Raw genomic sequence first — 24,976 nt, 5'->3', positions numbered from 1 at the left:
TTTACGCAGACCAGGGAGGGCGAGATGGCAAAGATCACCGGGCTAGGTGGGGTTTTTCATATTGTGAAGGATCCAGCGGCGACGCGGCGATGGTATAAGGAAAATTTGGAGTTGGACGGTGAATATGGTCCGATGCTCAACTGGTCTGACGAAAAGGGGGACAAACCTTATAGTTTGATCAGCCATTTCCCCCCGGACAGCGACTATCTTGAGCCGAGTGCGGCGAAATTCATGATCAATCTGCGCGTCGATGACCTTGATGCATATGTCGAACAACTCAAAGCGAAAGGCCTCGAAATTCTGGGCCATGTCGATGAAGGCTATGGTAAATTTGCCTGGATACTCGACTGTGACGGCGTCAAACTGGAATTCTGGCAGCAAATGGCTGCACCCGAACCCAATGGCTAGGCCTAATAGCTAGGCGCGCCTGATCAGGCCGGAATAAATTTTAGCGCTAATCCGTTGATACAATGGCGTTTTCCGGTGGGTTTCGGACCATCATTGAATATATGTCCAAGATGTCCGCCGCAGCGGCTGCAATGTACCTCGGTGCGTGCATAGCCAATTTTATAGTCGGTTGATGTGCCGACACGCCCTTTTATCGGTGCCCAGAAACTGGGCCAACCGGTGCGGCTGTCGAATTTCGTTTTCGATGAATACAGACCGAGATTACAGCCCGCGCAGGCAAACACTCCCTGGCGTTTTTCCTTGTCTAGCGGGCTCGAATAGGCGCGCTCGGTTCCTTCTTGGCGCAATATGCGATAGCGCGCTGGCCCAAGTCGCTTTTTCCATTCTTCCGGCGTGCGAGTGATCTTGAACTTCTTGCCGGATTTGGCATTGGCGCTATTGTCGAAAATACCCGTAAAGCTTGCGACACCATAGGCACCTGCGCCGATAACTCCGGCGGCGATGAGTTTGCGTCTGCTAAGGCCTGTCATGTTCCGTCTTTCTTTGCTGTTCGCCTGCTATTCGGTTCTTATGCAAAGATGGTTACAATATAGTGCCTGAACAAGGGCTTATCGGTATCTGACCGGTTGCTTTTGGCTTATCAATATTTGGACAGTTTGACCTGCATCTTGCGGAACCCGTGCACGAAACAGGCATGAACGCGTTTGATATCGCCGGTGACATTGACCTGCATGCGTCGTTTCGCCATTTCTTCGAGCAAGATGCGGATCTGCAGCTCAGCAAGCCGCGCACCGACACAGCGGTGGATGCCGTAACCAAAGGCCAAGTGACGCCGCGCATTCTCACGATCAACGATCAGCTTGTCCGCATCAGGAAATACATTCTCGTCACGGTTGGCCGAGATGTACCACATGATCAGCTTGTCGCCCTTTTTGATCTGATGTCCGAACAGATCAGCATCATCGGTTGCGGTCCGCCGCATATGGGCCAGCGGCGTCTGCCAGCGGATGATTTCCTGCACTGCATTGGGGATCAGGTCCGGATTTTGTTGCAATTTTTCGCGCTGATCGGGAAACTGGTCGAGTCCATAAGCAAGGCCCGACATGGTGTTCCGGGTGGTGTCGTTGCCGCCGACAATCAGCAGCACCAGATTGCCCATAAACTCCATCTGATCCATGTCTTTCATGGCTTCACTATGGATCATCATTGAAATCAGGTCGGGCGTCGGTTCCGCATTGACGCGCTCGTTCCAAAGATTTTGGAAATACGCACCCATTTCATAAAGAATCACGCGCCGCTGCTCGTCCAGTTCCGGTGCCAGTGAAAGCTCCACATCACCGGCCCAATCCGACCAGTAGGTGAGCAACCGTCGGTCTTCCCAGGGGAAGCCAAAAAGGATGGCCAGCATGCCGGTTGTCAGTTCGATTGAAACCTTGTCGACCCAATCAAATTCCTTATCCCAAGGCAGGCTATCCAACACTTCGGCCGTCCGCTGCCGGATTTCCTCTTCCATTCGTTTCATTTCGGTCGGTGTGAAGGCCGGGGCTACGGTACGGCGCTGCCCGGTATGTTTGGGGCGGTCCATGGCAATGAACATCGGTAATTGGAAATCTGAATCATCGCGCTCTTCGGCGATGGTTATGCCGCCATTATTGACATCGGACGAATAAAGCTCAGGCAGTGCTTCGACATGCTGGATCGTCTTATGATCACAGATATTCCAATAGGGACCGTAATCCGAATCCTCGACTTTGTTAATCGGCGCGTTGGCGCGCATCTCGGCAAAGGGCGCGCGCCACAAATCTTTGCTATAGAGATCGGCCTTGCTGACATCACGCGGATTGGGGTTAGCATCCGCAACCGGTGGATTTTCTTTGTACCACGCTTCCAGAGCCTCTGCGGCAGTAGGGGAAGTGGTAAGGGTTGATGCATTTAGGACGGGACTAGTGGCCATGATTCTCTCCTGCCGTTGCCCATTTTGGCAATCGGTTGCGTTTCAAAACCCGTTTAGTCTGCCTTTATTGACAGCAATGTCAACAGAATTTCGTCAAATTGCTTGAATCGCGAGAGATTCTTTGCATCGAAACTCAGCCGCGCATCCGCGCAAACAGATTTTTCTTCCGCGCGCTATTGCCTGATTTCATGACATTGCGGCGGAACAACATGACGCTGAAACGAATGATGATTAAAGTGAACATCGCTTGCCAGATGAGCGCCAGGCCATGTTGCCAGACATTTTCCATTTGCGCTGCGCGTGCAATCATCGCGAAGGGAGAGCTGAACGGAAACAGTACCGCAAACCACTCTATCGGCTCGCCTAATTTCGTGACCGTGAACGCAGCAAGGAAGAACACCAAAAGCTGACCCATGGTTACCGGCATGGATAGCGTCTGCACTTCGCGGACAGTTGTCGCCATGGCGCCAATGCCCAAGAATAATGATCCCAAGAGCAAATAAGCCATGGAAAAATAAAGCACCATTAGAATGCAGAATAAAGGCCAGCCAACTGCCGGTGCTGCGAGATCCGGGATGCCAGCGCTGATCACGGAAACGCCGATAAGGCCCAATGTCGACCAGACTGTGATGCCGACCAATGCCATACCTAACATCGCAAAGAGCTTGCCCAGAAAAATAGCATCCATCGGAATGGCGGCGGCGAGTATTTCGATTATCTTGTTGGTTTTCTCTTCGACCAGATTGGACAAGACCATGCCTGCCAAGATCATGGTGAGCAGGATCAAGATAATCTGCCCCCCCTGCGCTGTTGCAATCTGTGTCCGTTTTTTGGAACTACCGGTTGTCGCAACAAAATCGGTTTTTACCGCGACGGGATTTGATCCCGCCAAGGCGGTCTCCGAAAGCTGCGCCACGCGGCCGCTCCACCGTTTGACATCGCGCTCTGATCCAGTGAGTAACGGCGCTTCCAGCGAGCCAGATATAATGGCGGTAAGCGGTTTGGACGCGGTGTCGAGCTTTGCCTTGATATCCGAATCTGTCGGACTGACATCGGTTAGCACCAGTAATTCCGGAAAGCTGCCATTGCCGAGATTCTTGGCTAGAGCATCCCGTGCACTCATCAGCTTGATGACCTGATTTTCCTCCAACGCTACACCGATAACCGGTCGATCAATATCTTGCCGGACCTGTTGACCCAATCCGCCGGCGGCAATGCCAATAATCAGCGGAAACAAGGGGCCCAAGAGAAAGAAGAAGAATGACTTGGAAAAGATGATCGCGGAAAAATCCCGGCGGGCGATGACAAAAGCGGCGCGGATGGTCTCGATCATGCGGCCTCTCCTTCCATAGCAGTGTCTTCGTCCATTTTTTTGGCGACTGCTTCTCCCGCTATATGTACGAAGGCGTCGTGCAAGCCGGGTCGTTCAATCGACAGTGACTGGATACCCGCGTCGCCCTCGATCAAAGCGCGAAGCAACGGTTCAACACCGCTTTCGGGAAGTGTAAAGTGCCAGTTATGCCCTAACGGCTGACAATCGGTGGGAATCGCAGATCGCCAGGGACCATCCAGGTCGCGGGTTTCCAGATGCACTTGCGGGCGAAGCCGGTCGCGTGCGGTAGATACTTTGCCGGTAAAGGGAATTTTACCGTTGGCGACAATCGCTATTTCTTCGCATAGCCGTTCGGCGTGGGCGATGACATGGGTGGAGAAAATCACCGTTACGCCTTTATCTGCCTGTCCGCGGATCAAGCGTTCCAGCTTCCCTTGGTTTAAAGCGTCGAGACCGGAAAAGGGCTCATCGAGAATGATCAGATCGGGTTCGTGAACAATTGTTCCAAGCAGTTGAACCGTTTGCGCCATGCCCTTGGACAATTGCCGGATCTGCTTGTCTATCGCATCGCCAAGACCGTGATTTTCCATCATCTGGCGTCCGCGTTTTCGTCCTTCCGCCAATGGTAATCCGCGTAGCGCGCCCATGAAGGCAATCGCATCATAGGCCTTCATGGACTGATAAAGGCCGCGTTCTTCCGGAAGATAACCAACTTGATGGGCTTTGCTGATCGGGTCATCGGAGCCGAGCAGGAACCGTTCGCCCTCATCCGGGTCAATAATCCCGAGCAACATTCTTAAAGTGGTGGTTTTACCCGCACCGTTCGGACCCAATATGCCGAATATACTGCCTTTTTTGATTTTCAAATCAATACCATCAACCGCCAGCTCACCATCAAATCTTTTGACTATATTATGGGCTTCAATTGCGTTTTCGGGGATATTTACTTGTACGCTGGAAGTCATTTACGGCTTTCCTAATGGGACGCGTTGATTGATAGTAGTCCTTTATGGCTGATGACAAGTTAAGATTGACCAAATCGCTTGAAAGCAGAGCGCGTGCAGAGGGTTTTGCAGCCTTTGGCATCGCGCCTGCGGCTCTGGCACCGGTCACGGCCAAGCGTTTGCAGGACTGGCTCGCAGATGGACAGCATGGCGACATGATCTGGATGGAGAGCCGAGCGGACCAGCGTTCCAGCCCTACAATATTGTGGCCCGAGGTGAAATCAGTCGTGATGCTGGGGATGAGCTATGCACCGGCGCGCGATCCATTTGCTTTGGAAGGCATACCCGATCGCGGACGGATATCGGTTTATGCGCAGGGTAAAGATTATCATGATGTTGTAAAAGGCGCGCTAAAACGAACCGCGCGTTGGCTGGTGGAGCAAGCCGACTGCGCGGTGAAGGTTTTTGTCGACACCGCGCCAGTGATGGAAAAACCTTTGGCGGAAGCAGCGGGTCTGGGTTGGCAGGGGAAGCATACCAATCTGGTCAGCCGTGACCATGGCAGCTGGCTGTTCCTCGGTGCGATTTATACGACGTTGGAACTGGCGCCGTCGTCCGGTGGTAAAGATCGCTGCGGCAGTTGTTCTGCCTGTCAGGATATTTGTCCGACAAACGCCTTTCCGGAACCTTACCGGCTCGATGCTAAAGCCTGTATTTCCTATCTGACGATTGAGTCCAAAGGCTCGATCCCGAAAGAATATCGCAAGGCGATGGGTAATCACATTTATGGGTGCGATGATTGTCTGGCCGCGTGCCCATGGAACAAATTTGCTGAGGCGGCAGCAGCGAACAAAGCCTTTCTGCCGCGCGCCGAATTGGCGGCGCCAGCATTGGCTGATTTACTGGCAATGGATGATGCCAGCTTCCGTCAGATTTTCTCGGGATCGCCGATCAAAAGGTCGGGTCGTAACCGGATGGTTCGCAACAGCCTGATCGCGGCGGGAAATAGCGGGGATACTGCTTTGGTTCCTGCGGTTACGGCCTTGCTGGACGACGCGGACAGTGTCGTGCGCGGATCTGCGATCTGGGCCCTTTCACAGCTTGATGCCGATCGATTTGAGCGGGAAAAAGGCGAACGGCTGCCAAAGGAACGGGATTCAGATGTGTTGTACGAATGGCAATCTGTTCAATAACTGCGGGCTAACGCACCCGTAACGCGTTGACACAGGATACCCGGTCCACTTCCGCGCCATCGCTGCGGCGCGTGTCGATATGCGTCACGCGTCCTTCGCCGCCGCTTTGCTCCGGATAGAGATAAGCATCCAGCACACAAGCGCCGCTGGAAAATTGTAATTTGCGTGCTGGTGGTTCCGCAACATCTGCCTGGGGATTGCCGAACAAGCGCTTTAACTGATTGGCGGTTTTGCCCATGACCTGTTCCAATCCCTGAACATTGCTGAGCGGGGATTCCGCAGCAGTAGGCAAGTTGACCGGTGTTTGAACCGCACCGCTCGATACACAGGCGGAGAGGGCAGGGAGGGTGGATAGGATGATAAGCTTGCGGATCATGTCAGTTGCTCTTTTCGATGCCGTTTTCACGTTTTTGATGAACCAGATGCGTAGCCATAGCGGCTCCCAAAACCGGTGCAAGAAAATTGACAAACGGGATCGCAAGCAACAGTGCAGTGGTCAGCCCGAGCGCAAAACGGGTCAGCTTGGTTAGCCGCCAGTCATCATGAATTCGCGCGACATCATCGACATGGCGAGCGGCAATCATGTCTTGTAAATCACGTCCGATCAGGATCGCGTTAACTGCGAAGAAGGCAATGGGTGCACCAACGCCGGTGACGAGCAGCATGATATAAATGGGTGACGCGAGAATATTATAGCCAATCGCCCGGCCAACCGATGCCAGACCCATTTTGAGTCCAAGCGCATAGCCTGGCGGCTTGGCCTGTGCTGCACGATCGGGATAATGCTGGGCTTCGACGGCATCGACAATATCGTCGGAAAAAATGTTGAGCACGAAAATCGCGATGACCCGAAACAGGAAGATGGCGGTCAACACCGTGATGATGGCCGCGGCTGCCGCGGCCGCAAATCCTCCGCCATCAAAGGCGGCGAAAGACAATAGCCATGACAATAGGAAATAGGCGCCGACCCCAAAGACCGCCAAAAGCAGAAGAGAAATCAGGAACACTTTCAAAAGCAGGGATAATATCCGGCGGTCTGATAGCTGGCCGAGCGAGAGAAGCAGCGCATTGATCATATTGGGTCCATGTCACGAAATTGCGCCTCTGGTCAATTCTGCTTGAACCCGCCGCGCCGAACCCGTAACGGACAGCGCTTATTCGCCAGCATATAAGGACATGTTTATGACCACCGAAGCCCGTTACGATATTGTTGCCGTGGGCAATGCCATTGTTGATGTTATTGCGCAGGCCGATGACGCGTTTCTGGAAGAAGAGCAGCTCAGCAAAGGATCCATGACCCTGATCGACGCGGAGCGGGCCAGGCAGCTATACCGTGATATGGGTGTTGCGCGCGAAATTAGTGGCGGCTCGGGGTCCAACACCTTGGCTGGCGCATCGACACTCGGCCGTCAATGTGCACTGATCGCACAGGTTGCCGACGACCAGTTGGGCGAAGTATTCACTCATGATATCCGCGCAACCGGGATTGATTTTGATGTCCCGCCGCTCGGCAAAGAACCACCAACGGCGCGTTGCCTGATATTGGTGACGCCGGATGCACAGCGCACGATGAACACATTTCTCGGTGCTTCCCAATTCCTGCCGCCCGCAGCAGTTGACGCCGATCTGATCGCAAGCGGAGCGATCCTTTATCTCGAAGGCTATTTGTGGGACGCTGAAGAGCCCAAAGCGGCTATGGCTCTGGCGATCGATATTGCGCGCAAAAATGATCGAAAGGTTGCTTTCACTCTGTCTGATGGCTTTTGCATTGAGCGCCATCGCGATGATTTTACCAGACTGATCAAAGACGGCATGATCGATATTCTTTTCGCCAATGAAGCGGAAATTAAATCATTGTGCGAAACCGAAGATTTCGATGCGGCAGTGGCGCAAACCGCGGCGCAGGTTGAAACATTGGTCGTGACGCGCAGCGAAAAGGGCGCGATCGCGGTCCAGAATACCGAAACTTATGCTGTCGGTGCTGAACCGGTCGCAAAAATAGTCGATACCACCGGTGCCGGCGACCTATTCGCCGCCGGTTTCCTCAGCGGCTATATCGAAGAAAGATCCATGGAAGATTGCTTGACGATCGGTGCGATTGCAGCGGCAGAAGTGATTTCACATTATGGCGCGCGGCCCGAAACGGATTTGCGGGAGTTGGTGAAACAGCGCCTGGGCTAACAGGCTCCGCTTGGGGCGGGGAGCACCTCAATTTTTCATCTTGAACAATTTGCGGTCTTCTGGCCCAAAACCCCATTTCCAGATGACCCAGGCGTAACTGCCCAAGATCATCGGGATGCCGATAATCAACTCCGCCCATTCTGGCAGATAGGTTGCGAGATAACCGACAGCAGTTGCAACCATGACAGCAATGATCAGCGACCAGCGCCAGCCGTTGACAGGTGCCTGGAGCAGCTTTGACAGAAACACTGCCTTCACAACGGAAGCATAAGCCAGCGCGACCATGAGTGCGGCGGCTACGGCAGCGGCCTGGAACAGCGGCGGCCAGCCCAGACGCATACAAATCTGGATGAAGGCAACACTCAACGCCGCCTGCAACAAAAGCATCGATAGCGAAATCAACAGATTCCGATGCCGCGCGATATAGACGAGGGCTGATTCACTGACGACAGCGGTAGCTGCGACGGCCTCGGCCGCCAAAAGAAAAGCCAAAGCGCCGGTCCCGCCGACGAAATTTGGTCCGACCAGACCCATGACAGCCTCACCGGGTATCGCCAGTGCCAGCGCGATGCCGGCTTGTGCCGCGATGATCCAGAAACCCACCTGGCTGACCTGATTAGCAATTGCCTTCATATTGCCGGCTTCTAGATTACGGGTAATGACCGGGCCCAAAATGGGGTCAAAGCTGGTCTTGAGCTTCTGAGGCAGGCTCGCGACCTGCTGTGCGATATAATAAATGCCGACGATGGCCGGGGAAGCGAAAAGGCCGAGGATGGCGAGGTCGAGCCGCCGCGATCCCCATTCCGCTGCATCAGCCGCAGCCAATGGCATATTATGGCGGGCCAGTTTAGCGATGGCGAGTGGTCGCGGCCGCCAACCCCATGGCAGGCCATAGCTTTTGAACAATGGCCATAGCGATGCAATCAATGCCGCAATCATCGATACGACATAAGAGAGGATCAAGCCGTCTCTGAGCGAATAATAAGAAAACAGAAAGGCTGCGATACTGATCGTCCACGGTTCGATAATAGAGCGCGCGCGCACAGTGGATGCGATATCATAGCGATAAGCCAGCGCTGCGAGTGCTATATCCGCACCTGCAATGGTGAAAATCACCAGTGGTAAAAACCGGTCGAGGCCATTGATTTCGCTGTTCGGAAACATGATCTGCGGGACCAAAATGAGCAATACTGCCGCCAGCATGGAAGCAAATAGGCTAACCAAAAGGCCGTCCCATACGACATGAACGTGAGGGCGCTTAGTACGGCTCAGCTGTTCCGCAAGTCCCCGCTTCAAGCCGAGTGTGGCAAGCTGCGCGGCAAATTCCACAATCAATATTGCGTAAGCGAAACGCCCTAGTGCTTCTGCCCCGTAAATACGCCCAGCAATGAACAAAAAAGGAAGCCGTGCCGCAAGACGAAGCAGGAATCCGAAGATATTGGTACGGCCGCCTTTGGCGAGCGCCGCGATATCCTCTTTATCGTCCCGCTGATCGACCGCGCTTGCGGCCGCAATGCCAGAAGCCTTGCCCGTCTGCGGTTCTGCCGGTGTACCGGAAGATGCGCCTGAGGATTCCGGGCTGGTCAAAAATATCTCTCCGGCTGGTAAAGTTACGCGCAAAACAACGCGCCAAAAAGGCAGTGATGGGCTTTACCCCACTCCACCCAGCTTGTCATCTTTTGTACTAGCGCTGCTCTGATACCAATGGGCGACCCATAAGCTGCGCGACAACCGATCCGGCATCTGTTTGGCCCGCAAGCAAAGAACAAACTGCATCGACAATCGGCATATCAACGCCGCGCGCCTTGGCGTCTTTTTGTAAAACAGGTGCTGTCGACGCGCCCTCCGCGACAGTAGCGCGATTGGCCAGGAGGTTTTTTGCTGACTGACCTTCGCCCAAGCCTTTACCCAGAGAGAAGTTGCGGGAACTGGTCGAAGAGCATGTCAGCACCAGATCACCCAGACCGCAAAGACCGGAGAGCGTTTCAGTCTGGGCCCCGCGTGCTGCGCCATAGCGCAACATTTCGGCAAATCCGCGCCCGATAATCGACGCACGGGCATTTTGTCCCAAACCCGCGCCTTCAACAACGCCGCAACCGATGGCGAGGACATTTTTCACCGCACCACCAATTTCGGCGCCGACAATATCGTCTGAGAAATAGGGACGAAATGTGGGTTTGGCGATAAGCGGGTATAGATTCTGCCAGGTATCCTCACTGTTGCAGGCCAAGGTCAAAGCCGTCGGAAGGCCTTGCGCGACTTCATGGGCAAATGTCGGACCGGAAAGAACCGCCAAATCATTATCGGGACGAACCTCCTGAACGACATCACTCATCAATTGCTGTGTCGCTTCTTCAATGCCCTTGCTGCACAGAATCAATGTGGCACCCGTGTCGGGCAAGGCTTTCAAACTGGCTCGCAAATGCTGAGCTGGCGTCACGATCAGCAAGGCTTCGCAATTTGCCAGCTCACCTAAATCCTGCGTTGCCCGTATATTGGACCTCATTGGATAGCCGGGTAAGAAGGCTTGGTTCTCATGTTCAGCGTTAATCTGTGCCACCACCTCGGTCTCTCGGGCCCAGAGCAGTAATTCGTCCTGACCCTCGGATAATGTCTGCGCCAAAGCCGTGCCCCACGCACCGGCACCGACCACGCCAATTTTTGCTGTCTTATCGCTCATGCTTTCACTCCGGCCCCGCGGGCTTTTTCAGCAGTTGGGTCGAGCGGCCACCGCGGGCGCGCGACGAAATCAAGGGGATCGGTCAAGTCAGCGGCAAAACGCTCTGCACCAGCCCAAGCGATCATCGCGGCATTGTCGGTACACAGCCATAGGGGCGGCGCGGTAAATTGCATGCCGTGATCGCTCGCCAACTGCTCCAGCATAGCGCGAATGGGGCCATTGGCCGCAACACCGCCAGCGACCACCAGATGGGGCACCGCTCCGTGATCGCGCAGCGCTTTTTCCAAGCGGTCTTTCAGGCAATCGACAGTCGCTTGTTGAAAGGATGCAGCAATATCTTCGGGCCTATGGTCGCCGCTTTGATGGGCGCGCACCACCGCGCTTTTTAGGCCTGCAAAGGAAAAATGCGGCTCCTTCGATCCTTTGAGGGGACGGGGCAGGGGCACGGCAGCGGCGTCACCGCTTTTGGCCAGTGCTTCGACTTTAGGCCCGCCAGGATAGCCGAGGCCCAATATTTTTGCTGTCTTATCAAAGGCTTCACCGGCTGCATCGTCAATGGTTGTGGCAAGGCGGCGATATTGCCCGACACCTTCAACCAGCAAGATCTGGCAATGTCCGCCAGAAGCCAGCAACAGCAAATAGGGAAAGTCCAGTTCCGGATTGGCAAGGCGCGGGGACAGCGCATGCCCTTCGAGATGGTTGACCGCGACCAGAGGTTTTTCCGCTGCCATGGCCAGCGCTTTTCCGGTCACCAGCCCGACCATCACGCCGCCGATAAGCCCAGGTCCAGCCGTTGCCGCTACCGCGTCCACATCGTCCAGAGTCAGATCAGCTTCTGAAAGAGCCGCTTCAATCAACGGTGTTATGATCTCGGCGTGCGCACGCGCGGCAATTTCAGGAACGACGCCGCCAAACGGCGCGTGTGCCGCTTCCTGTCCAGCCAATTTATGCGCTAAAATCTCCCGGTCAGACGTGACCAGTGCCGCTGCTGTTTCGTCGCAACTTGATTCTATTCCCAAAATTATACTCATATTCCTTTAACTTAAGCCATGGTGCGATTAGGACAAGGGTCATGACAGGCAATAGCGACCCCAAAAAGGAAATATTGGCGGGCATCGACCGGCCTTTGCGAATCGGCACACGCGAATCGCCACTCGCCATGGTGCAAGCAGAGATGGCGGCCTCAGCAATATTATCGGCTCATGGCTGGCGGCCCGATCAAGTCGAATTGGTTCCAATGGTTGCAACGGGCGACAAAATACAGGACCGCGCTTTAGCGGATGTCGGCGGCAAAGCCTTGTGGACGAAAGAATTAGACCGGGCTCTTCGCGACGGAGATATTGATTGCGCCGTCCACAGCATGAAAGATGTTGAAACCGAGCGACCGGATATTTTCACCATTACCGCGATCATGAAGCGCGCGGATATCCATGACCGGCTGATCGGCGCTGATTCGATTGATGATTTACCGCAAGAGGCAATAGTCGGCACGGCGTCACCGCGGCGTAAGGCGCAATTGCTGCGTCGGCGCAATGATCTCGATATCCGACTGATCCGCGGTAACGTTCAAACACGGCTGAAGAAAATTGAAGATGGCGAATTTGCCGCCACTCTTTTGGCTGCGGCCGGTCTTGACCGGTTGGACATGACAGATATCGGTGCCGAGATTTCCACAGATATAATGCTGCCGGCGCCGTCACAAGGCGCGATAGGTATTGAAACATTGGCGGATTCCAATCATCTGCGCCGCGTGGTGAGAGAGATATCCTGCCCCAATACGTCTCGTGCGGTAACGGCGGAGCGTTTGTTTCTGCAAGAACTGACCGCCGATTGCCATAGTCCAGTGGCCGCCAGTGCAACGATTGAAGGACTGAGAATCCATTTGCGCGCAGAGATATTGCTGCCAGATGGCAGCGAATGCGTCAGCGACGCTTTTGATTTCGATATGGGCGATGTGGCAGGGCCAAAACGATTGGCTCGCAAATTACTGGGCCAGGCCAGCGCGGAATTGAAAGCCATATTTGGACGATGAAGCGATCGCTGGTTATTTTGCGGCCGATTGATAGTGCTCGTGAAACGGAGAATCGGGCCGAAAAACTGGGATTGTCGGTCATAGCCGATCCTCTGTTCATCATTGAACCGATGGAGTGGACGGCTCCGCCTGCGGGACAATTTGATGCGTTGATGCTAACCAGCGCGAATGCCGTCAAATATGGCGGCGACATGTTATCCCAATATGTACAATTACCGGTACTAGCCGTTGGCGACGCCACTGCCATGGCCGCGCGGCAGGCGGGCTTTACCGTAACCGATATTGGCAATGGCGGCGCGGAAGATTTATTGCAATCGCTTGGCCCTGATCGCTATCCGCGCATCTTGCGTTTGACCGGTAAGGATCACGTCAAGACAGCGGCTTCCCCACAAAAGCTGACTCTGCGCCGCGTTTATCAGGCCGCTGCCTTGCCGCTGGGCGAGAGCGCGCAAACCGCTTTGCAGCAAGGACATGTAGTTTTGCTTTATTCTGTGAGAGCCGCGAAAATTCTGAATGATGAGATGGATCGCCTGCAGCTCGAACGGTCGAATAACGATATCGTAGCGCTGTCGCCCGCTATCGCAGAAGCGGCGGGAAGCAGGTGGAAAAGCGTGCAAGCAGCAGAGCAGCCAACCGACGATGCTTTACTGTCTCTGGCGGGGCGACTATGTCTCCCATAGAAATATTTATCGACTTCAGGGGACGGGCGCAGAGCCCGCCAGCAGGATGTAGGGAATTTGAATGAGCCGGGACTATGAAAAAATCGCGTCTTCGGGCGGAAAAAGCAATTTAACCCGCAATGTTCTGGTCCTGATGGTCGTTGCCTTTGTTGGCGGTGCCATTCTTACCGGCTGGATATTTTCGCGCTATAACCCATTTGAGAGCACCGAAGAAACGGCAGTGGCAGCAAATGCTGCGCCGGGACAATCATCTGTCGCAGCTGACCCAGCAGCAGCTTTGGCGCAGCGCATCGATGCGGATGGAACGGTGCTTCCGCCGCCGCCAGTAGAGCCTGTGCCGACAGAAATTCCTGCGCTCACACCGGATAAAGAGCGTGCACTGGCAGTGCGGGTTGCTGATCTGGAGGACCGGTTGTCGCGGATCAATGTCCAAGCCCAAGCGGCATCCGGCAATGCCGCCCGAGCAGAAGGCTTGCTAATCGCTTTTGCCGCGCGTCGGGCACTCGATCGCGGGTCACCGCTCGGCTATATAGAATCGCAGTTGCGGCTGCGTTTTGGCGATGCACAGCCAAAGGCGGTAACGACCATTGTGAACGCCTCTCGGGAACCGGTGACGCTGGAAGAATTGTCGGCGGGATTGGATGATATCGGTCCGTCTTTAACCAGCGGATCGACAGGCGCAGGGTTTTGGGCTGATATCAAGCGCGAAATGTCGGAACTATTCGTGGTCCGCCGGGACGGAACCCCGTCCCCCGTGCCGCAGCAACGGCTGATCCGCGCTAAACGCTACGTCGAAAATGGCAATGTCGATGCAGCAATTGCTGAGATTGAAAAGTTGCCGGGCAGTGATAATGGCGATGATGTGACAAACCAATGGATGGAAAAAGCACGGCGCTATAATGAAGCACGCCGGGCATTGGATGTCATTGAAACAGCAGCGATATTGGAGCCGCAGCAATTGCGCACGGCGGAAGGGGAGAGGGTCGATCAACCATCACCACTGGCCCCGGTGACGCCGATACCAGCGCCCTAGAGGCTATTCTGAAGGCAGGAACAGGTCCGCAAGGGCCTGAGGAACGCGCACTGGTCTACCGCTGGTCTGATCAATAATGGCCCAGTTGGTTTTAGCTGAAACCTTCAACTTGCCATCTGCTCCGGCGAAACTGACATTGCGCCAGAAACGCGCACCTTTCGGCGGTTCGGATATCCAGGTGCGGCCGGTCACTGTATCACCTGCGCTGACATTGCCGCGATAGTCAATTTCATGCCGGGTTACGACCCAGATATAGCGCTCGACATATTCCGGCGGCGCGATCGCTTGCCAATGGGCTGTGGCCATATCCTGAATCCAGCGCACCCAGACGGCATTGTTGACATGACCGAGTTCGTCAATATCCTCAGGCTGTGCCACTATCTCAAGGAAATACTCGCTCATTCCCCTGAATCTGTCACACCCATTTGCCACAAGATAAACGCAAATTCCTCCGCCGTTTCTTCAATCCGGTTCCAGCGACCCGACTTGCCGCCATGGCCTGCTCCCATATTGGTTTTCAGCAGCAGAATATTGTCATCCGTTTTGGTCGCGCGCAATCTGGCGGCCCATTTGGCCGGCTCCCAATAGGTCACGCGCGGATCGTTCAAACCGCCAGTGATCAGCATGGGCGGATAATCTTGCGTGCTGACCTGATCATAGGGCGAGTAGCTGCGGATATATTCAAACGCTGCTTTATCCGTGATCGGATTGCCCCATTCCGGCCATTCGCCGGGGGTAAGCGGCAGGCTTTCATCCTGCATCGTGTTGAGTATGTCGACAAAGGGTACATGCGCGACAATTGCGCCCCAGAGATCGGGATCGCTGTTGACAATCGCGCCCATCAGGCTGCCGCCAGCGGAGCCTCCCGACGCGCTGATCCGGCCCTTCGCTGTGTAGCCTTTGTCGACCAGGCCTTTGGCGACATCGACAAAATCATTAAACGTATTGGTGCGCTCCATCAGCTTGCCCTGCAGATACCAGTTGCGGCCAAGGTCATCGCCGCCGCGAATATGGGCGATGGCATAGATGAAGCCGCGATCAACCAGCGATAGCCGCGTGGTCGAAAAGCTTGGCGGGACCGCATAGCCATAAGCACCATAAGCATAGAGATGCAGCGGCGCCGAGCCGTCCAATTTGGTGCCTTTTTTATAGACCAGCGATACGGGAACCATCGCGCCGTCGCGTGCTTTTATGGTCAGACGCTCGGTGGTATATTCGTCTGCATCATAGCCCGACGGGATTTCCTGAACCTTCAATGTTTCCAAAATGCCATCGGCAACCGTAAAATCATAAACGGTATCTGGCGTAACCATGGACTCATAGCTTAGCCGCAATTTGGTGACGTCATATTCCGGATTGTCGTCAAGGCCCGCATTATAGCTGGCTTCAGGAAATTTGATGCGGTCCTTGATGGAACTATCATAGGACCAGATATCGATCTGATCGAGACCATTCTCACGGCCCTCCGTTACATAGAAATCTTTGAACGCCGTCATATCGGTCAGGTAGAATTCATCCGATCCGGCAAGCAAAGTTGTCCACTCGCCCGGATTGTCGAGCGGTGCTGTTGCCAGACGAAAATTCACATGATCGTCATTGGTCAAAATATAGAGTGTACCATCATGTTCCTCGACCGAATATTCGCGGCCCTTTTTGCGCGGTGAAACCAACAATTGGTCAGCTGTCGGATTGTCGGTTGGGACCAACCGCACTTCGCTTGTTTCATTGTCGCCGGTGGCGATGGCAATGAACTTTTCCGATTGGGTCAGACCAATTCCAGCAGAGAAGCCAATTTCAGGCTCTTTGTAAATTAAGACATCATCGGTTTGTTTCGTTCCCAGACGATGCATGAAAATCTGGTCAACCCGCCAGTTGTCATTGACCAAACCATAAAGAAGATTTTTTCCGTTAGCTGAAAATACAATATTGCCGATGGTTCCCTCTATGGAAACGTCCCCCCACTTACCGCTTGCACCACAAACCTCATCCGGCAGATTGATGGACTCGTCCAGACAGCGGAAGCGGACAGTATATCGTTCAGAGCCATTCGTATCGGTGCTGTAAGCCATCAGGCTTCCATCCTTGCTGATCGTCAGTGCACCCAGACGGAAATATTCTTCGTCCTTGGCCAGTTCGTTTTCGTCGAGAATCAATATGTCTTCGCCGCCGCTTGCGGACTTGCGATACCATTTTTTATATTGCGCACCTTCATCAAAGGCGGTCCAGTAAATCCAGTCACCATCTTTCTGCGGAACCGAGCTTTCATCCTCCTTGATCCGGGCTTTCATTTCCTTGAACAGCGTTTCCGTCAGCGCATTTTGCCCTGCCATATTCTGTTCGAACCACTTATTCTCTTCTTTCAGATAATCGAGCACATCTTTGTCATCGACCTTCGGATAGCTTTGATCTTTCAACCAGTGATAGGGATCGCTGATCGTGTAGCCATGGCGTTCATAACTATGAGGCCGCTGTTCAGCGGCGGGTGGATTTTCCATTTTTTTCATCGTCTCTTCTGTTTCAGATTGCGCGAAAGCCGGAGCGGCAGCCAGATTAGCGGCCAGTATCAGGGGTAATAATATCTGTTTCATAACGCCTCTTTTCGGGGAAATTGGTGGCGGAAATCGTCTGAAACATCTATGAGTTTGCTCAGCAGCTAATTCAAGGAGTTTCGCAGCCGATGTTAATGTCCACTTATGAAGCAAGGCTAGCAGCCCTGCGCGAGCAAATGGCAAAAGATGGCCTGGATGGCTTTGTCGTTCCGATTTGTGACGAGCATATGAGCGAATATGTCGGCGATTATGCGCAGCGTCTCGCTTGGCTAACTGGCTTTGGCGGTTCGGCGGGATCAGCGGTTGTGCTCAAGGACAAGGCCGCGATATTCATTGATGGGCGCTATACTATTCAGGTGCGCGATCAGGTCGACGGAAAATTGTACGAATATGTCGGCACGGCGGATCAAAGCGTCATTGACTGGCTTGGTGTCAATGCGCCCGAAGGTTCTTCTATCGGCTATGACGCATGGCTGCACACACAGGATTGGGCGCAATCAGCCGAAGCGAAATTGGCGAAGCAAAAGGCCAAGCTGATAGCTGTTAAAACCAACCCCCTTGATGCCGTCTGGGAAGATCAGCCAGAGCCATCATTGGCAAAGCTCGATGTGCAGCCGGATGAATTTGCCGGAAAAAGTGCGGCGGACAAGCGTGCAGATATTGCTGCATGGCTGAAAGAGGAGGGGCTCGATGCGACCGTCATTGCTGCACTCGATTCGGTCGCATGGGCATTCAACATTCGCGGCAAGGATATCTCCAACACGCCGGTGCCGCGCGGCTATGCGATTGTCAAAGCCGATGGCAGTGCGGAGCTATTTGTGGCGCCGGAGAAACTGACGGACGAGGTGCGCGTGCATCTGGGTAATGCGGTTGCAATGCGGGACTATAGCGAATTTCCGGATGCACTGGCTGAATATGATGGCCAGAAAATCGGCGTCGATCCAGAACGGTCGGTGGCCGCGATATTTGGACAACTCGAAGGCGCTGGCGCGCAGATCGTGAAGAAACGTGATCCGACGATCCTCGCCAAAGCCATCAAAAATGAAACCGAGGTCAATGGCCACAAAGCGGCACAGGCACGCGATGGCGCGGCGCTTAGCCAATTTCTCCACTGGTTCTCGCAGGAGGCCCCCAAAGGCGGCCATGACGAGCTGTCGGTCGCGGCCAAGCTCGCTGAATTTCGCGGGCAATCCGACAAGTTGATGGACCTCTCCTTCCGCACCATCTCTGGCGCTGGCCCTAATGGCGCGCTGTGCCACTATAGCGTGAACGAGGAAACCAATCGCAAGATTGAAACCGGTACGCTCTATCTGGTCGATAGCGGCGGTCAGTATCGCGATGGCACCACTGATGTAACGCGGACCATCGCAGTGGGAGAGCCCACAGCGGAGATGATCAAGCGCTATACGCAGGTATTGCAAGGTCATATCGCGTTGGCAAAAGCGGTGTTTCCCAAGGGCACGACCGGCGGGCAACTCGACATATTGGCGCGGCAATATCTATGGGCCGATGGTGTTGATTACGCTCATGGCACCGGTCACGGCGTTGGCGCTTATCTGTCGGTTCATGAAGGACCACAGCGCATTGCCGCTTTCGGAGGCTTTGCCGAGCCGCTGGTTACGGGCATGATCTGTTCCAACGAGCCGGGCTATTATAAGGATGACGCTTTCGGTATTCGCATTGAAAATTTGATCCTCGTCGAGGAACGCGAAGTCACCGGGGCTGAGCAGGATATGCTTGGTTTTGAAACACTGACCTTCGCGCCGCTGGATCGGCGCTTGATTGATGTCTCCATCTTGTCCAATAACCAGCGCCAATGGGTTGATGATTATCATGCACAGGTGCTTGATATTGTCGGACCTCAGGTCGAAGGCGACACGCTGAATTGGCTCAAGGAGCAATGTCAGCCGCTTTGATATGATTGTTTTGTGCTCCGCGCTTGATGTGGGGCACAAGACAACAACACGCGATGGTCAACCCTGGACTCCCCAGCAAGCGCCGAGCGCAATAGGCATCAACGGACGATTTCTTTCATGACAAAAAAAGACCAAAATCCTCGCGAAGGCTTTCGCCTGATCACTCCGATCCGTGTGCGCTATGCCGAAGCGGATATGCAGGGCATTGTATTCAACGCGAACTATCTCGCCTTTGCTGATATTGGCGTGACCGAATATTTTCGCACGCTGGTCGGCGCCAAGGGTAACGAAGATTCGCTAGGCAAGTTTGTGGAGCTATTTGGCGGTGATAATTGGGTGCGTCATGCTGAGGTCGACTTCCGTGCACCAGCTAAAGCAGACGACCTGATCGACGTATGTCTCCGCATCACCCGATTCGGCCGAACCAGCTATTCCGCGGTCTCCCATATTATTCGCGATGATACACTGCTGAACGTGGTGAAACTGACCTATGTCTGGTTTGATCCGGCGACAGAGGAAGTAACGCCCGTGGCGCAAAGTTTTATCGATGCAGTTACGGATTTTGAAATTATCAAACCAGAAAGAGCCGTTGTCGCCGTTTAGCGAGCCGCTAACAATCCTCTAATTCAGGCTATCGTCCCGCAAACCTTTGGCCTGCGCCTTGCGCCGCCGCAAGTTTAACCGCAACTGTTCAGCAAGGCGCTCAGCCTTTTCGGCTTCTTTGCGTTCTTTCTCGGACTTTGGCTGCGGTTTGGGCATGGGGAATATTTGCCAGCCCGCAATCAAAATTGCAACTGCGCTTGACAAGTCCTTAACCCTTTCGCCATAGGCGCGGGGCTCGGAGCAGATGGCTCTCAGCGATGAAACTAGTGCTGCTGTAGCTCAGTGGTAGAGCGCGTCATTGGTAATGACGAGGTCGGGAGTTCAATTCTCCCTAGCAGCACCATTGCTTTCCCCGATTTCGAGTGTCTCCGGCGGCAGAAATGGATCGTCCATTTAATCGCTAAATTTCGGTAACTTAGGTCGTTCCGATTCGGTTAACTTCGTCCCAGAGACTATTTGTCGCCGGCCATATGTCTGCAGATAGCCGGATTATCTCGATGCCCCGAAACGCTGGCACCGGATGCACTTTTGAATTTTGTGTAATTTCGGCTCTATTCGAACCCCAGAAGGGTTCGCTGACCGGCCCAATCAAGTGGGAGGTCTCCAGCGCGCAGAAGGCGTCTTCCTGTCAAATTGACCGGTTGCGATCCGCGAACAATGGCGGTGATGATATCGGGTGCCAGAAAGCTGAGCCGGGCTAGATTTCTCAAATGCCTTTGCGAATAGTCGGATATGTTCGGTGAAGCTATTCCATCGATCAGATAATCACGAGCGGCAAAAGCTTGTGCGATGAGGCGGAGCAATACCGGATCAGGCTCATGCTTTGCCGAGCTGTTGTCCGGCGTGACTGCCAGCCGCAATTCGGACCCTTTGCTAACCAGTTTTGCATCAACGGAGATATTGATGGGATCGGGATGCTTTTCGATGCTCAGGCTGATTTTCACGGCCTTGGCCTCAACTTGAACTTTGGTTTGGCACTTGAGAAGGAACTTTCGTTGCTCGACAATGCTCGAGCATGTCAGATTTTTGGCAGTTTCCCGATACTGATCGATCCTGTCCTTGTCCAAGGTCCCGTCTTCTGATTTCCAGATCAGCCCGTGTGACAGGTGGTTGGCAACAGCCTTAATGACCAACTCTTCTAGCTCTCCTGCGGGAAGATGCCAGGCAGAGGTCTTGTTCTGCAGCGGTTTGAAGCGCGTGGAATAGTATCGATAAGTTCGCGATTGTTTCTTCGACTGAGTCGGAGACATGGGCCTGCCATCCGGGTCGGTGATCATTCCCGTCAACAGACTGGGATTGCGACTTTTCTTGCCCAGGGTTTTGTCTCGGCGATTGTCTGAAAAGATGGATTGCACTCGGTCAAACAGCTCTTGTGGAATTATGGGCTCATGTTCGCCATCATATAGCTCTCCGCGATGACGGATCTTGCCAAAATAGATCGGGTTTTGCAGCATTAGCGTCAAAGCGCCGGTTCCGATATGAACCCCGCCAAGAACACGACCACTAGACAATACCCGTTTACGGGTTCGAAAATCTTTCGCTGCCAGATCATCCACCATTTTGGGAACAGATTTTAGTTCAATGTAGCGATCAAATATGTAACGGACCGATTCTACCTCTGATGGCTCAAACAGTAATTTACGTTCTTCTATCCTGTAACCGAGCGGCACCGGTCCACCCATCCACATACCCTTCTTCTTCGACGCTGCAACTTTGTCACGGATGCGCTCTCCAGTGACTTCACGTTCGAATTGGGCGAAGGAAAGCAGGACGTTGAGCGTGAGACGTCCCATGCTGTTTGTTGTGTTGAACGATTGTGTAACACTGACGAACGAGGCCTCGTTCTCATCCAGAATCTCAACGATCTTTGGCAAAGTCGGCGAGGCTGCGGGTTAGGCGATCGACTTTGTAGACAACGATGATATCGACCTTGTCGGCTTTCACATCATCCAGCAGTTGGATTAGGGCAGGGCGTTTCATACTTCCGCCTGACCAGCCACCATCATCGTAAAGTTCGGAAACAGTTTCCCAGCCTTCGCTAGCCTGGCTCAATATATAGGCGGCACAAGCCTCTCGCTGCGCATCCAGGCTGTTAAAATCCTGTTCCAGGCCATCCTCGGTAGATTTGCGGGTATAGATGGCACACCGCTTTCGAGCTTTCCTAGCTTCAGGCATTGGCCGGTACTCGCGGCTTGTATTCGCTCCGCTTCTTCAATCCGAAGAAGCGAGGACCGGACCAATGGGCACCGGTTATCTCGCGGGCGATATGGCTGAGACTTGCATAATGACGGCCTTCAAACTCGAAACCATTGTCACAGACCAGTACATGGTAGCTTTTGCCATTCCATGATCTGACCAGTCTTGTTCCAGTCTTCAACGAGATCGCATGCGCATATCCGGCTTTACCTGTCCGTTCGACACGTTTGCGAAGCCGCTCGATTTCTCTTTTGGTGGCACCAGTCAGGCTCCCATGTACACGTTCCTGCAGCCGGTTAGCGATACCGCGCCGAAGCAGATCGGGTCCGATATCGGGCGCAGGTGACTTGAACGTATCGCGCCATGCCGAACGCAATTGGGTAGGGGGCATGGCCGCAAGGTCTGCCAATCGAGTGTTGAGCGAAGTCATGCCGCACCTTTGGCCTCGTTACTGCTCGGGTTTTGTGTGATCCGATAAGCTGTCCCATCATCCCCTCGCTGTTCGCGCGTAAGCACGAAACCTCTCTTGCGCAGGCCTGCCAGGAAGGCGCGGACACTGTGTGATTTCCAATTGGTGACTTTGCAAATCTCCGAGAGTGCTGTCCCTTTGGTTCGCGATAGCAGCCCGATGATTTTTGCGGACTTGGTTTGTGATTTTGTTGATGGCATCAATGGTCTCCAGCTTGGCGCTAGACCTTCCAGCGCTTCCACTGACCGGAGCCGCGGATCGCTAAAAGTAGCTGGCGGCTTGTCACACTCGATATAGGCGACATCAACAGTAATGCTCGAACAAATACCGAAGTCCAGTCGATTGAGCGAGAATTTTGAAAAGATATGGTGGACTTCCTGTTTCAGATGAGCGTTGTCTAGCGAGTGATAGATTTGGATGAAATCGACCGCCACAACGTGCGATCAGAGTTGCTCGCCCTGATCACAGCGCGATTGGAAGATGCACATGAACTAGCAGTACGTGGTCAAAACGCTCAGCTTGAACACAATGAGCTGATGACGGTGCATGAGGCCTTGACGGATTAAGTCAATCAGATCGAAATTTTGTTGATGGCAATTGGAGCTAATCGGGAATGGCTGCTTTGCGCCCCAACCCCGGTCATCGCGGATCACCGAAAGGTCACCCGAAAGCAGTCATAGCTACTAGATTACAGCATCTTCATTTCTGAGGCTTAACGACCGCCGAAATTTTGGATAGAGAGCGCGTGTTCTGCTTTCAGGTTCGCGCTTTGGATACTGATGATTAAATCTGAGCCTGTGCTAGCTGGCGCAGAATTCCTATGGGACTAGGGCGTTTGTCCATTGAAATCCTTTCGCTGCCTGCCACTTGCGGCATCACACTCTTCGCAGACGCCTGCAGGTTAAGTCTGCGTGGCCGGGTATATTGACCGCTCATAGAACCGGGAAGAAGCCGCCGCCAATTGTTGCAAATACGATTACAGTTCCTGCCGCCTTCCGCAGAGCTTGAAGTCTGATCGGCAAGCTGAAGATGCCCAATGCAAAACCCGTTGCAGTCAGGTAGGTTATCGGGGGATCGAACCCGATCGCAGTGGCGGCGAATGTCAGTGCCAATGCCGCGGGCTGTCCCCAGGCTACGCCGGCCCATAAGCGTTCGAGCAAGGGATTGGCTCTTCCTGCCTGCCGCCGCCGAACAAGATAGATGCGCATGCCGGTAGCGCAGAGCCAGCATAGCGCTACACCCGAAATACCGTAGACTAGGCGCACAGGAAGACCGCCGAAAGTGCCGAAATGCAGCGGAAACATCGCTGCCTGAACCTGCTTCTCCGGTGCCCCGTCGGCGAAACCAGCTGGTCCGAGCGCGCGCCCGGTTCCGTCAAAGCGATAACTCTCTCCGCTGACGAGCTGCCGAGGAACATCGGTATCTATGTGTATGATCTGCCTGTCGCTCGCAGGGTTCTCGATCATCACGAAACTTACTTTCGCCGGGGCGTTTTCACGCTCCACCGTCCGGATGAGATCCGCGATATCCGGGGCGGGCTGCCGTGTTCCAGTGCCTTCGACCTGCGGGCCCATCTGTTCGGTCATCGCGCGGTCGATGTCGCCATCATAGGCCAGAAATGCGAGCGGTGCGCCGAGAAGTGGGAGCAAGGCTAGGTAGATGCCCGAAACGGTCACGATGACGTGGAACGGTAAACCCCACACCCCCGTTCGATTATGGAAGTCGGCCTGCTCGAGCCGCTCGTTTCCTCCCAATCGCAATCGAAACGCATCGCGGAATATACGGGTGTGGGCCGCGATACCGGATATCAGCAGAGCGAGCAGCGCGATCCCAGCGAGCGCCACTATGGCAGTTCCCCATGGCGAGGGGAGATGGAGCGCCTCGTGCAGTTCTGTGACGAAGTCGGTGAAGGGCGTACCTGTTTCGATTGTCGGTACACCTTGCGCGTCGGCATAGACCGATTGCTTGCCAGGCACGCGTATCTCGAGCCTTGGCAGCGGCTCGGTGGGACCGAGGATAATGATCGGCCCCTCGCCGCCAGCGAGAATGACTAGGCCCTCCTCGACTGCCCTAGCATATCCTTCCGGTGTCACCGCCTCCACCGTTGGAGCCGTGGATCGTTCGATCTGACGCAGTTCGCCCGCAAAGACGCTCAGCGTTCCCGTCAGGCAGATCTGATAGATCAGCGCGGCCAGCACCAGGCCGACCAGCCCATGTGCTGACAGGGACTTGCGAACGATATCGGATTGTAGCGCCTTCACAGCAGGAAATGCGCCGCTGAGCCGCCGGATCCAACCAAGATCGTGGCAGTGAGGATCCCGGTCGTTCTCAGACGTCTCGAAGTGCCCGCGACCCAAACCGCAGCTACGGCCCAGACGATCAGAACGACGAACAATCCCGCCATGACGTTGGTGCCTGAAGCAAAAGGCGACAAAGCCGCGGCTGCCGCGCCCATCGCGACCGCGGCAAGTCCGGCCAGCGGTCCAGCCATAAGCCAGCGCACCGGCCAGTCAGGCCACTCCGTCGCCGGTTCGGCATGACGCTCCATGTGAAATTTGCGCGGCTTTCGAGTGCGTCCGAGCCATAGCGCGATCGCTGCGGCGATACTGACCGCGATTAGTATCCAGTTGATACCCCGTCCCGCACCCAATGACTGGGAAGCGGCGACCATCGCCGACACTATCAGCACACCTGATGCACCTAGACCCACGCCGCGCGACAGGCGGCCATTCCAGGTCGCATGCAACGCCGTTACGGCAATTCCGAGCGGGATCAATGCGAGCCAGGCGGAAACAGGCATCAATC

General features: G+C 54.4%; 26 protein-coding genes and 1 tRNA gene. 9 read left to right on the top strand and 18 right to left on the bottom strand.

What is annotated here, in order from left to right; translation table 11 throughout:
* The first annotated feature begins 24 nt into the window (after window positions 1–24).
* Complete coding sequence (locus J4G78_RS09305) at window positions 25–408, top strand: VOC family protein (RefSeq protein ID WP_207986325.1); 384 nt, start codon at window positions 25–27, stop codon at window positions 406–408.
* A gap of 23 nt (window positions 409–431) precedes the next feature.
* Here J4G78_RS09305 and msrB read toward each other — a convergent pair whose 3' ends face one another.
* From msrB to J4G78_RS09285, 4 genes are all read right to left on the bottom strand, one after another.
* Complete coding sequence (msrB, locus tag J4G78_RS09300) at window positions 432–938, bottom strand: peptide-methionine (R)-S-oxide reductase MsrB (RefSeq protein WP_207986324.1); 507 nt, start codon at window positions 936–938, stop codon at window positions 432–434.
* 110 nt (window positions 939–1,048) lie between these two features.
* Window positions 1,049–2,362 carry a cytochrome P450 gene (locus J4G78_RS09295; protein ID WP_207986323.1) on the bottom strand — a complete coding sequence of 438 codons (1,314 nt, stop codon included), beginning with the start codon at window positions 2,360–2,362 and terminating at the stop codon, window positions 1,049–1,051.
* A gap of 133 nt (window positions 2,363–2,495) precedes the next feature.
* On the bottom strand, window positions 2,496–3,695 hold the full coding sequence (locus tag J4G78_RS09290; protein ID WP_207986322.1) for an ABC transporter permease: 1,200 nt from the start codon (window positions 3,693–3,695) through the stop codon (window positions 2,496–2,498).
* On the bottom strand, window positions 3,692–4,660 hold the full coding sequence (locus J4G78_RS09285) for an ABC transporter ATP-binding protein (RefSeq protein ID WP_207986321.1): 969 nt from the start codon (window positions 4,658–4,660) through the stop codon (window positions 3,692–3,694). Before J4G78_RS09285 ends, J4G78_RS09290 begins: the two co-directional genes overlap by 4 nt.
* Before the next feature lie 44 nt (window positions 4,661–4,704).
* Here J4G78_RS09285 and queG point away from each other — a divergent pair, with 44 nt between their 5' ends.
* The gene (gene queG, locus J4G78_RS09280; protein WP_207986320.1) at window positions 4,705–5,832 is read left to right on the top strand and encodes a tRNA epoxyqueuosine(34) reductase QueG; all 1,128 of its coding nucleotides are present in this window, start codon (window positions 4,705–4,707) and stop codon (window positions 5,830–5,832) included.
* Between the two features lie 7 nt (window positions 5,833–5,839).
* Here the strand turns inward: queG and J4G78_RS09275 are convergent, their stop codons facing one another.
* Both J4G78_RS09275 and J4G78_RS09270 read right to left on the bottom strand, forming a co-directional pair.
* Entirely contained in the window at window positions 5,840–6,208 is a 369-nt protein-coding gene (locus J4G78_RS09275) for a hypothetical protein (RefSeq protein WP_207986319.1), read from the bottom strand.
* 1 nt (window position 6,209) lies between these two features.
* Window positions 6,210–6,908 carry an EI24 domain-containing protein gene (locus J4G78_RS09270; protein ID WP_207986318.1) on the bottom strand — a complete coding sequence of 233 codons (699 nt, stop codon included), beginning with the start codon at window positions 6,906–6,908 and terminating at the stop codon, window positions 6,210–6,212.
* A 106-nt stretch (window positions 6,909–7,014) separates the two neighbouring features.
* Between J4G78_RS09270 and J4G78_RS09265 the strand changes: the two genes are divergently transcribed.
* Window positions 7,015–8,013: an adenosine kinase gene (locus tag J4G78_RS09265; protein ID WP_207986317.1), complete on the top strand. Its 999-nt coding sequence runs from the start codon at window positions 7,015–7,017 to the stop codon at window positions 8,011–8,013.
* Between the two features lie 27 nt (window positions 8,014–8,040).
* Here the strand turns inward: J4G78_RS09265 and J4G78_RS09260 are convergent, their stop codons facing one another.
* From J4G78_RS09260 to tsaD, 3 genes are all read right to left on the bottom strand, one after another.
* On the bottom strand, window positions 8,041–9,528 hold the full coding sequence (locus tag J4G78_RS09260) for a lipopolysaccharide biosynthesis protein (RefSeq protein ID WP_207990573.1): 1,488 nt from the start codon (window positions 9,526–9,528) through the stop codon (window positions 8,041–8,043).
* Window positions 9,529–9,697: 169 nt separating this feature from the next.
* Window positions 9,698–10,693, bottom strand: coding sequence for an NAD(P)H-dependent glycerol-3-phosphate dehydrogenase (locus J4G78_RS09255; RefSeq protein ID WP_207986316.1), 996 nt, complete (start codon window positions 10,691–10,693; stop codon window positions 9,698–9,700).
* Window positions 10,690–11,724 (bottom strand): tRNA (adenosine(37)-N6)-threonylcarbamoyltransferase complex transferase subunit TsaD, encoded by a 1,035-nt coding sequence (tsaD, locus tag J4G78_RS09250; protein ID WP_207986315.1) that lies wholly within the window; start codon window positions 11,722–11,724, stop codon window positions 10,690–10,692. The genes J4G78_RS09255 and tsaD overlap by 4 nt, the downstream gene beginning before the upstream one ends.
* 41 nt (window positions 11,725–11,765) lie before the next feature.
* Here tsaD and hemC point away from each other — a divergent pair, with 41 nt between their 5' ends.
* The 3 genes from hemC to J4G78_RS09235 all read left to right on the top strand — a co-directional run bounded on the left by hemC (window position 11,766) and on the right by J4G78_RS09235 (window position 14,438).
* Window positions 11,766–12,725: a hydroxymethylbilane synthase gene (hemC, locus tag J4G78_RS09245; RefSeq protein ID WP_207986314.1), complete on the top strand. Its 960-nt coding sequence runs from the start codon at window positions 11,766–11,768 to the stop codon at window positions 12,723–12,725.
* The gene (locus J4G78_RS09240) at window positions 12,722–13,405 is read left to right on the top strand and encodes a uroporphyrinogen-III synthase (protein ID WP_207986313.1); all 684 of its coding nucleotides are present in this window, start codon (window positions 12,722–12,724) and stop codon (window positions 13,403–13,405) included. Before hemC ends, J4G78_RS09240 begins: the two co-directional genes overlap by 4 nt.
* 61 nt (window positions 13,406–13,466) lie before the next feature.
* Window positions 13,467–14,438: a mitofilin family membrane protein gene (locus J4G78_RS09235; RefSeq protein ID WP_207986312.1), complete on the top strand. Its 972-nt coding sequence runs from the start codon at window positions 13,467–13,469 to the stop codon at window positions 14,436–14,438.
* A gap of 3 nt (window positions 14,439–14,441) precedes the next feature.
* Here J4G78_RS09235 and J4G78_RS09230 read toward each other — a convergent pair whose 3' ends face one another.
* Complete coding sequence (locus J4G78_RS09230; RefSeq protein ID WP_207986311.1) at window positions 14,442–14,840, bottom strand: acyl-CoA thioesterase; 399 nt, start codon at window positions 14,838–14,840, stop codon at window positions 14,442–14,444.
* Window positions 14,837–16,942: a S9 family peptidase gene (locus tag J4G78_RS09225; RefSeq protein WP_207990571.1), complete on the bottom strand. Its 2,106-nt coding sequence runs from the start codon at window positions 16,940–16,942 to the stop codon at window positions 14,837–14,839. The genes J4G78_RS09230 and J4G78_RS09225 overlap by 4 nt, the downstream gene beginning before the upstream one ends.
* A gap of 179 nt (window positions 16,943–17,121) precedes the next feature.
* On the opposite strand from J4G78_RS09225, the gene J4G78_RS09220 reads away from it, so the two are divergent.
* Both J4G78_RS09220 and J4G78_RS09215 read left to right on the top strand, forming a co-directional pair.
* On the top strand, window positions 17,122–18,903 hold the full coding sequence (locus J4G78_RS09220; protein ID WP_207990569.1) for an aminopeptidase P family protein: 1,782 nt from the start codon (window positions 17,122–17,124) through the stop codon (window positions 18,901–18,903).
* 117 nt (window positions 18,904–19,020) lie between these two features.
* Entirely contained in the window at window positions 19,021–19,506 is a 486-nt protein-coding gene (locus J4G78_RS09215) for an acyl-CoA thioesterase (RefSeq protein ID WP_207986310.1), read from the top strand.
* An 18-nt stretch (window positions 19,507–19,524) separates the two neighbouring features.
* Here J4G78_RS09215 and J4G78_RS09210 read toward each other — a convergent pair whose 3' ends face one another.
* On the bottom strand, window positions 19,525–19,710 hold the full coding sequence (locus J4G78_RS09210) for a hypothetical protein (RefSeq protein WP_207990867.1): 186 nt from the start codon (window positions 19,708–19,710) through the stop codon (window positions 19,525–19,527).
* Window positions 19,711–19,774: 64 nt separating this feature from the next.
* On the opposite strand from J4G78_RS09210, the gene J4G78_RS09205 reads away from it, so the two are divergent.
* A tRNA-Thr gene (locus J4G78_RS09205) sits at window positions 19,775–19,849 on the top strand.
* Window positions 19,850–20,057: 208 nt separating this feature from the next.
* On the opposite strand, the gene J4G78_RS09200 is transcribed toward J4G78_RS09205, so the two are convergent.
* The 6 genes from J4G78_RS09200 to J4G78_RS09180 all read right to left on the bottom strand — a co-directional run bounded on the left by J4G78_RS09200 (window position 20,058) and on the right by J4G78_RS09180 (window position 24,971).
* A complete protein-coding gene (locus J4G78_RS09200; RefSeq protein ID WP_259371335.1) occupies window positions 20,058–21,380 on the bottom strand; it encodes a recombinase family protein in 1,323 nt (440 codons plus the stop codon).
* Complete coding sequence (locus tag J4G78_RS18140) at window positions 21,364–21,681, bottom strand: recombinase family protein (RefSeq protein ID WP_259371334.1); 318 nt, start codon at window positions 21,679–21,681, stop codon at window positions 21,364–21,366. The genes J4G78_RS09200 and J4G78_RS18140 overlap by 17 nt, the downstream gene beginning before the upstream one ends.
* Window positions 21,674–22,132: a DUF2924 domain-containing protein gene (locus J4G78_RS09195; protein WP_207986309.1), complete on the bottom strand. Its 459-nt coding sequence runs from the start codon at window positions 22,130–22,132 to the stop codon at window positions 21,674–21,676. Before J4G78_RS09195 ends, J4G78_RS18140 begins: the two co-directional genes overlap by 8 nt.
* Complete coding sequence (locus J4G78_RS09190; RefSeq protein WP_207986308.1) at window positions 22,129–22,605, bottom strand: DUF3489 domain-containing protein; 477 nt, start codon at window positions 22,603–22,605, stop codon at window positions 22,129–22,131. The genes J4G78_RS09195 and J4G78_RS09190 overlap by 4 nt, the downstream gene beginning before the upstream one ends.
* Window positions 22,606–23,103: 498 nt before the next feature.
* Window positions 23,104–24,432, bottom strand: a complete 1,329-nt coding sequence (locus tag J4G78_RS09185; protein ID WP_207986307.1) for a PepSY-associated TM helix domain-containing protein — start codon at window positions 24,430–24,432, stop codon at window positions 23,104–23,106.
* On the bottom strand, window positions 24,429–24,971 hold the full coding sequence (locus J4G78_RS09180) for a hypothetical protein (RefSeq protein ID WP_207986306.1): 543 nt from the start codon (window positions 24,969–24,971) through the stop codon (window positions 24,429–24,431). The genes J4G78_RS09185 and J4G78_RS09180 overlap by 4 nt, the downstream gene beginning before the upstream one ends.
* Between the last annotated feature and the right edge of the window lie 5 nt (window positions 24,972–24,976).

Source organism: Parasphingorhabdus cellanae (genome assembly GCF_017498565.1).
Taxonomy (GTDB): Bacteria; Pseudomonadota; Alphaproteobacteria; order Sphingomonadales; family Sphingomonadaceae; genus Parasphingorhabdus; species Parasphingorhabdus cellanae.
The sequence above is the reverse complement of the archived record's forward strand: the minus strand, read 5'-3'. Positions and strand labels throughout refer to the sequence as shown.

Coding starts and splice junctions, on each gene's coding strand:
- J4G78_RS09240 (WP_207986313.1), top strand. CDS start 12,722: ATGAAGCGATCGCTGGTTATTTTGCGGCCGATTGATAGTGCTCGTGAA.
- J4G78_RS09305 (WP_207986325.1), top strand. CDS start 25: ATGGCAAAGATCACCGGGCTAGGTGGGGTTTTTCATATTGTGAAGGAT.
- J4G78_RS09255 (WP_207986316.1), bottom strand. CDS start 10,693: ATGAGCGATAAGACAGCAAAAATTGGCGTGGTCGGTGCCGGTGCGTGG.
- J4G78_RS09195 (WP_207986309.1), bottom strand. CDS start 22,132: ATGACTTCGCTCAACACTCGATTGGCAGACCTTGCGGCCATGCCCCCT.
- tsaD (WP_207986315.1), bottom strand. CDS start 11,724: ATGAGTATAATTTTGGGAATAGAATCAAGTTGCGACGAAACAGCAGCG.
- J4G78_RS09275 (WP_207986319.1), bottom strand. CDS start 6,208: ATGATCCGCAAGCTTATCATCCTATCCACCCTCCCTGCCCTCTCCGCC.
- J4G78_RS09215 (WP_207986310.1), top strand. CDS start 19,021: ATGACAAAAAAAGACCAAAATCCTCGCGAAGGCTTTCGCCTGATCACT.
- J4G78_RS09295 (WP_207986323.1), bottom strand. CDS start 2,362: ATGGCCACTAGTCCCGTCCTAAATGCATCAACCCTTACCACTTCCCCT.
- J4G78_RS09290 (WP_207986322.1), bottom strand. CDS start 3,695: ATGATCGAGACCATCCGCGCCGCTTTTGTCATCGCCCGCCGGGATTTT.
- J4G78_RS18140 (WP_259371334.1), bottom strand. CDS start 21,681: ATGCCTGAAGCTAGGAAAGCTCGAAAGCGGTGTGCCATCTATACCCGC.
- J4G78_RS09225 (WP_207990571.1), bottom strand. CDS start 16,942: ATGAAAAAAATGGAAAATCCACCCGCCGCTGAACAGCGGCCTCATAGT.
- J4G78_RS09180 (WP_207986306.1), bottom strand. CDS start 24,971: ATGCCTGTTTCCGCCTGGCTCGCATTGATCCCGCTCGGAATTGCCGTA.
- J4G78_RS09220 (WP_207990569.1), top strand. CDS start 17,122: ATGTCCACTTATGAAGCAAGGCTAGCAGCCCTGCGCGAGCAAATGGCA.
- J4G78_RS09270 (WP_207986318.1), bottom strand. CDS start 6,908: ATGATCAATGCGCTGCTTCTCTCGCTCGGCCAGCTATCAGACCGCCGG.
- msrB (WP_207986324.1), bottom strand. CDS start 938: ATGACAGGCCTTAGCAGACGCAAACTCATCGCCGCCGGAGTTATCGGC.
- J4G78_RS09265 (WP_207986317.1), top strand. CDS start 7,015: ATGACCACCGAAGCCCGTTACGATATTGTTGCCGTGGGCAATGCCATT.
- J4G78_RS09235 (WP_207986312.1), top strand. CDS start 13,467: ATGAGCCGGGACTATGAAAAAATCGCGTCTTCGGGCGGAAAAAGCAAT.
- J4G78_RS09285 (WP_207986321.1), bottom strand. CDS start 4,660: ATGACTTCCAGCGTACAAGTAAATATCCCCGAAAACGCAATTGAAGCC.
- hemC (WP_207986314.1), top strand. CDS start 11,766: ATGACAGGCAATAGCGACCCCAAAAAGGAAATATTGGCGGGCATCGAC.
- queG (WP_207986320.1), top strand. CDS start 4,705: ATGGCTGATGACAAGTTAAGATTGACCAAATCGCTTGAAAGCAGAGCG.
- J4G78_RS09230 (WP_207986311.1), bottom strand. CDS start 14,840: ATGAGCGAGTATTTCCTTGAGATAGTGGCACAGCCTGAGGATATTGAC.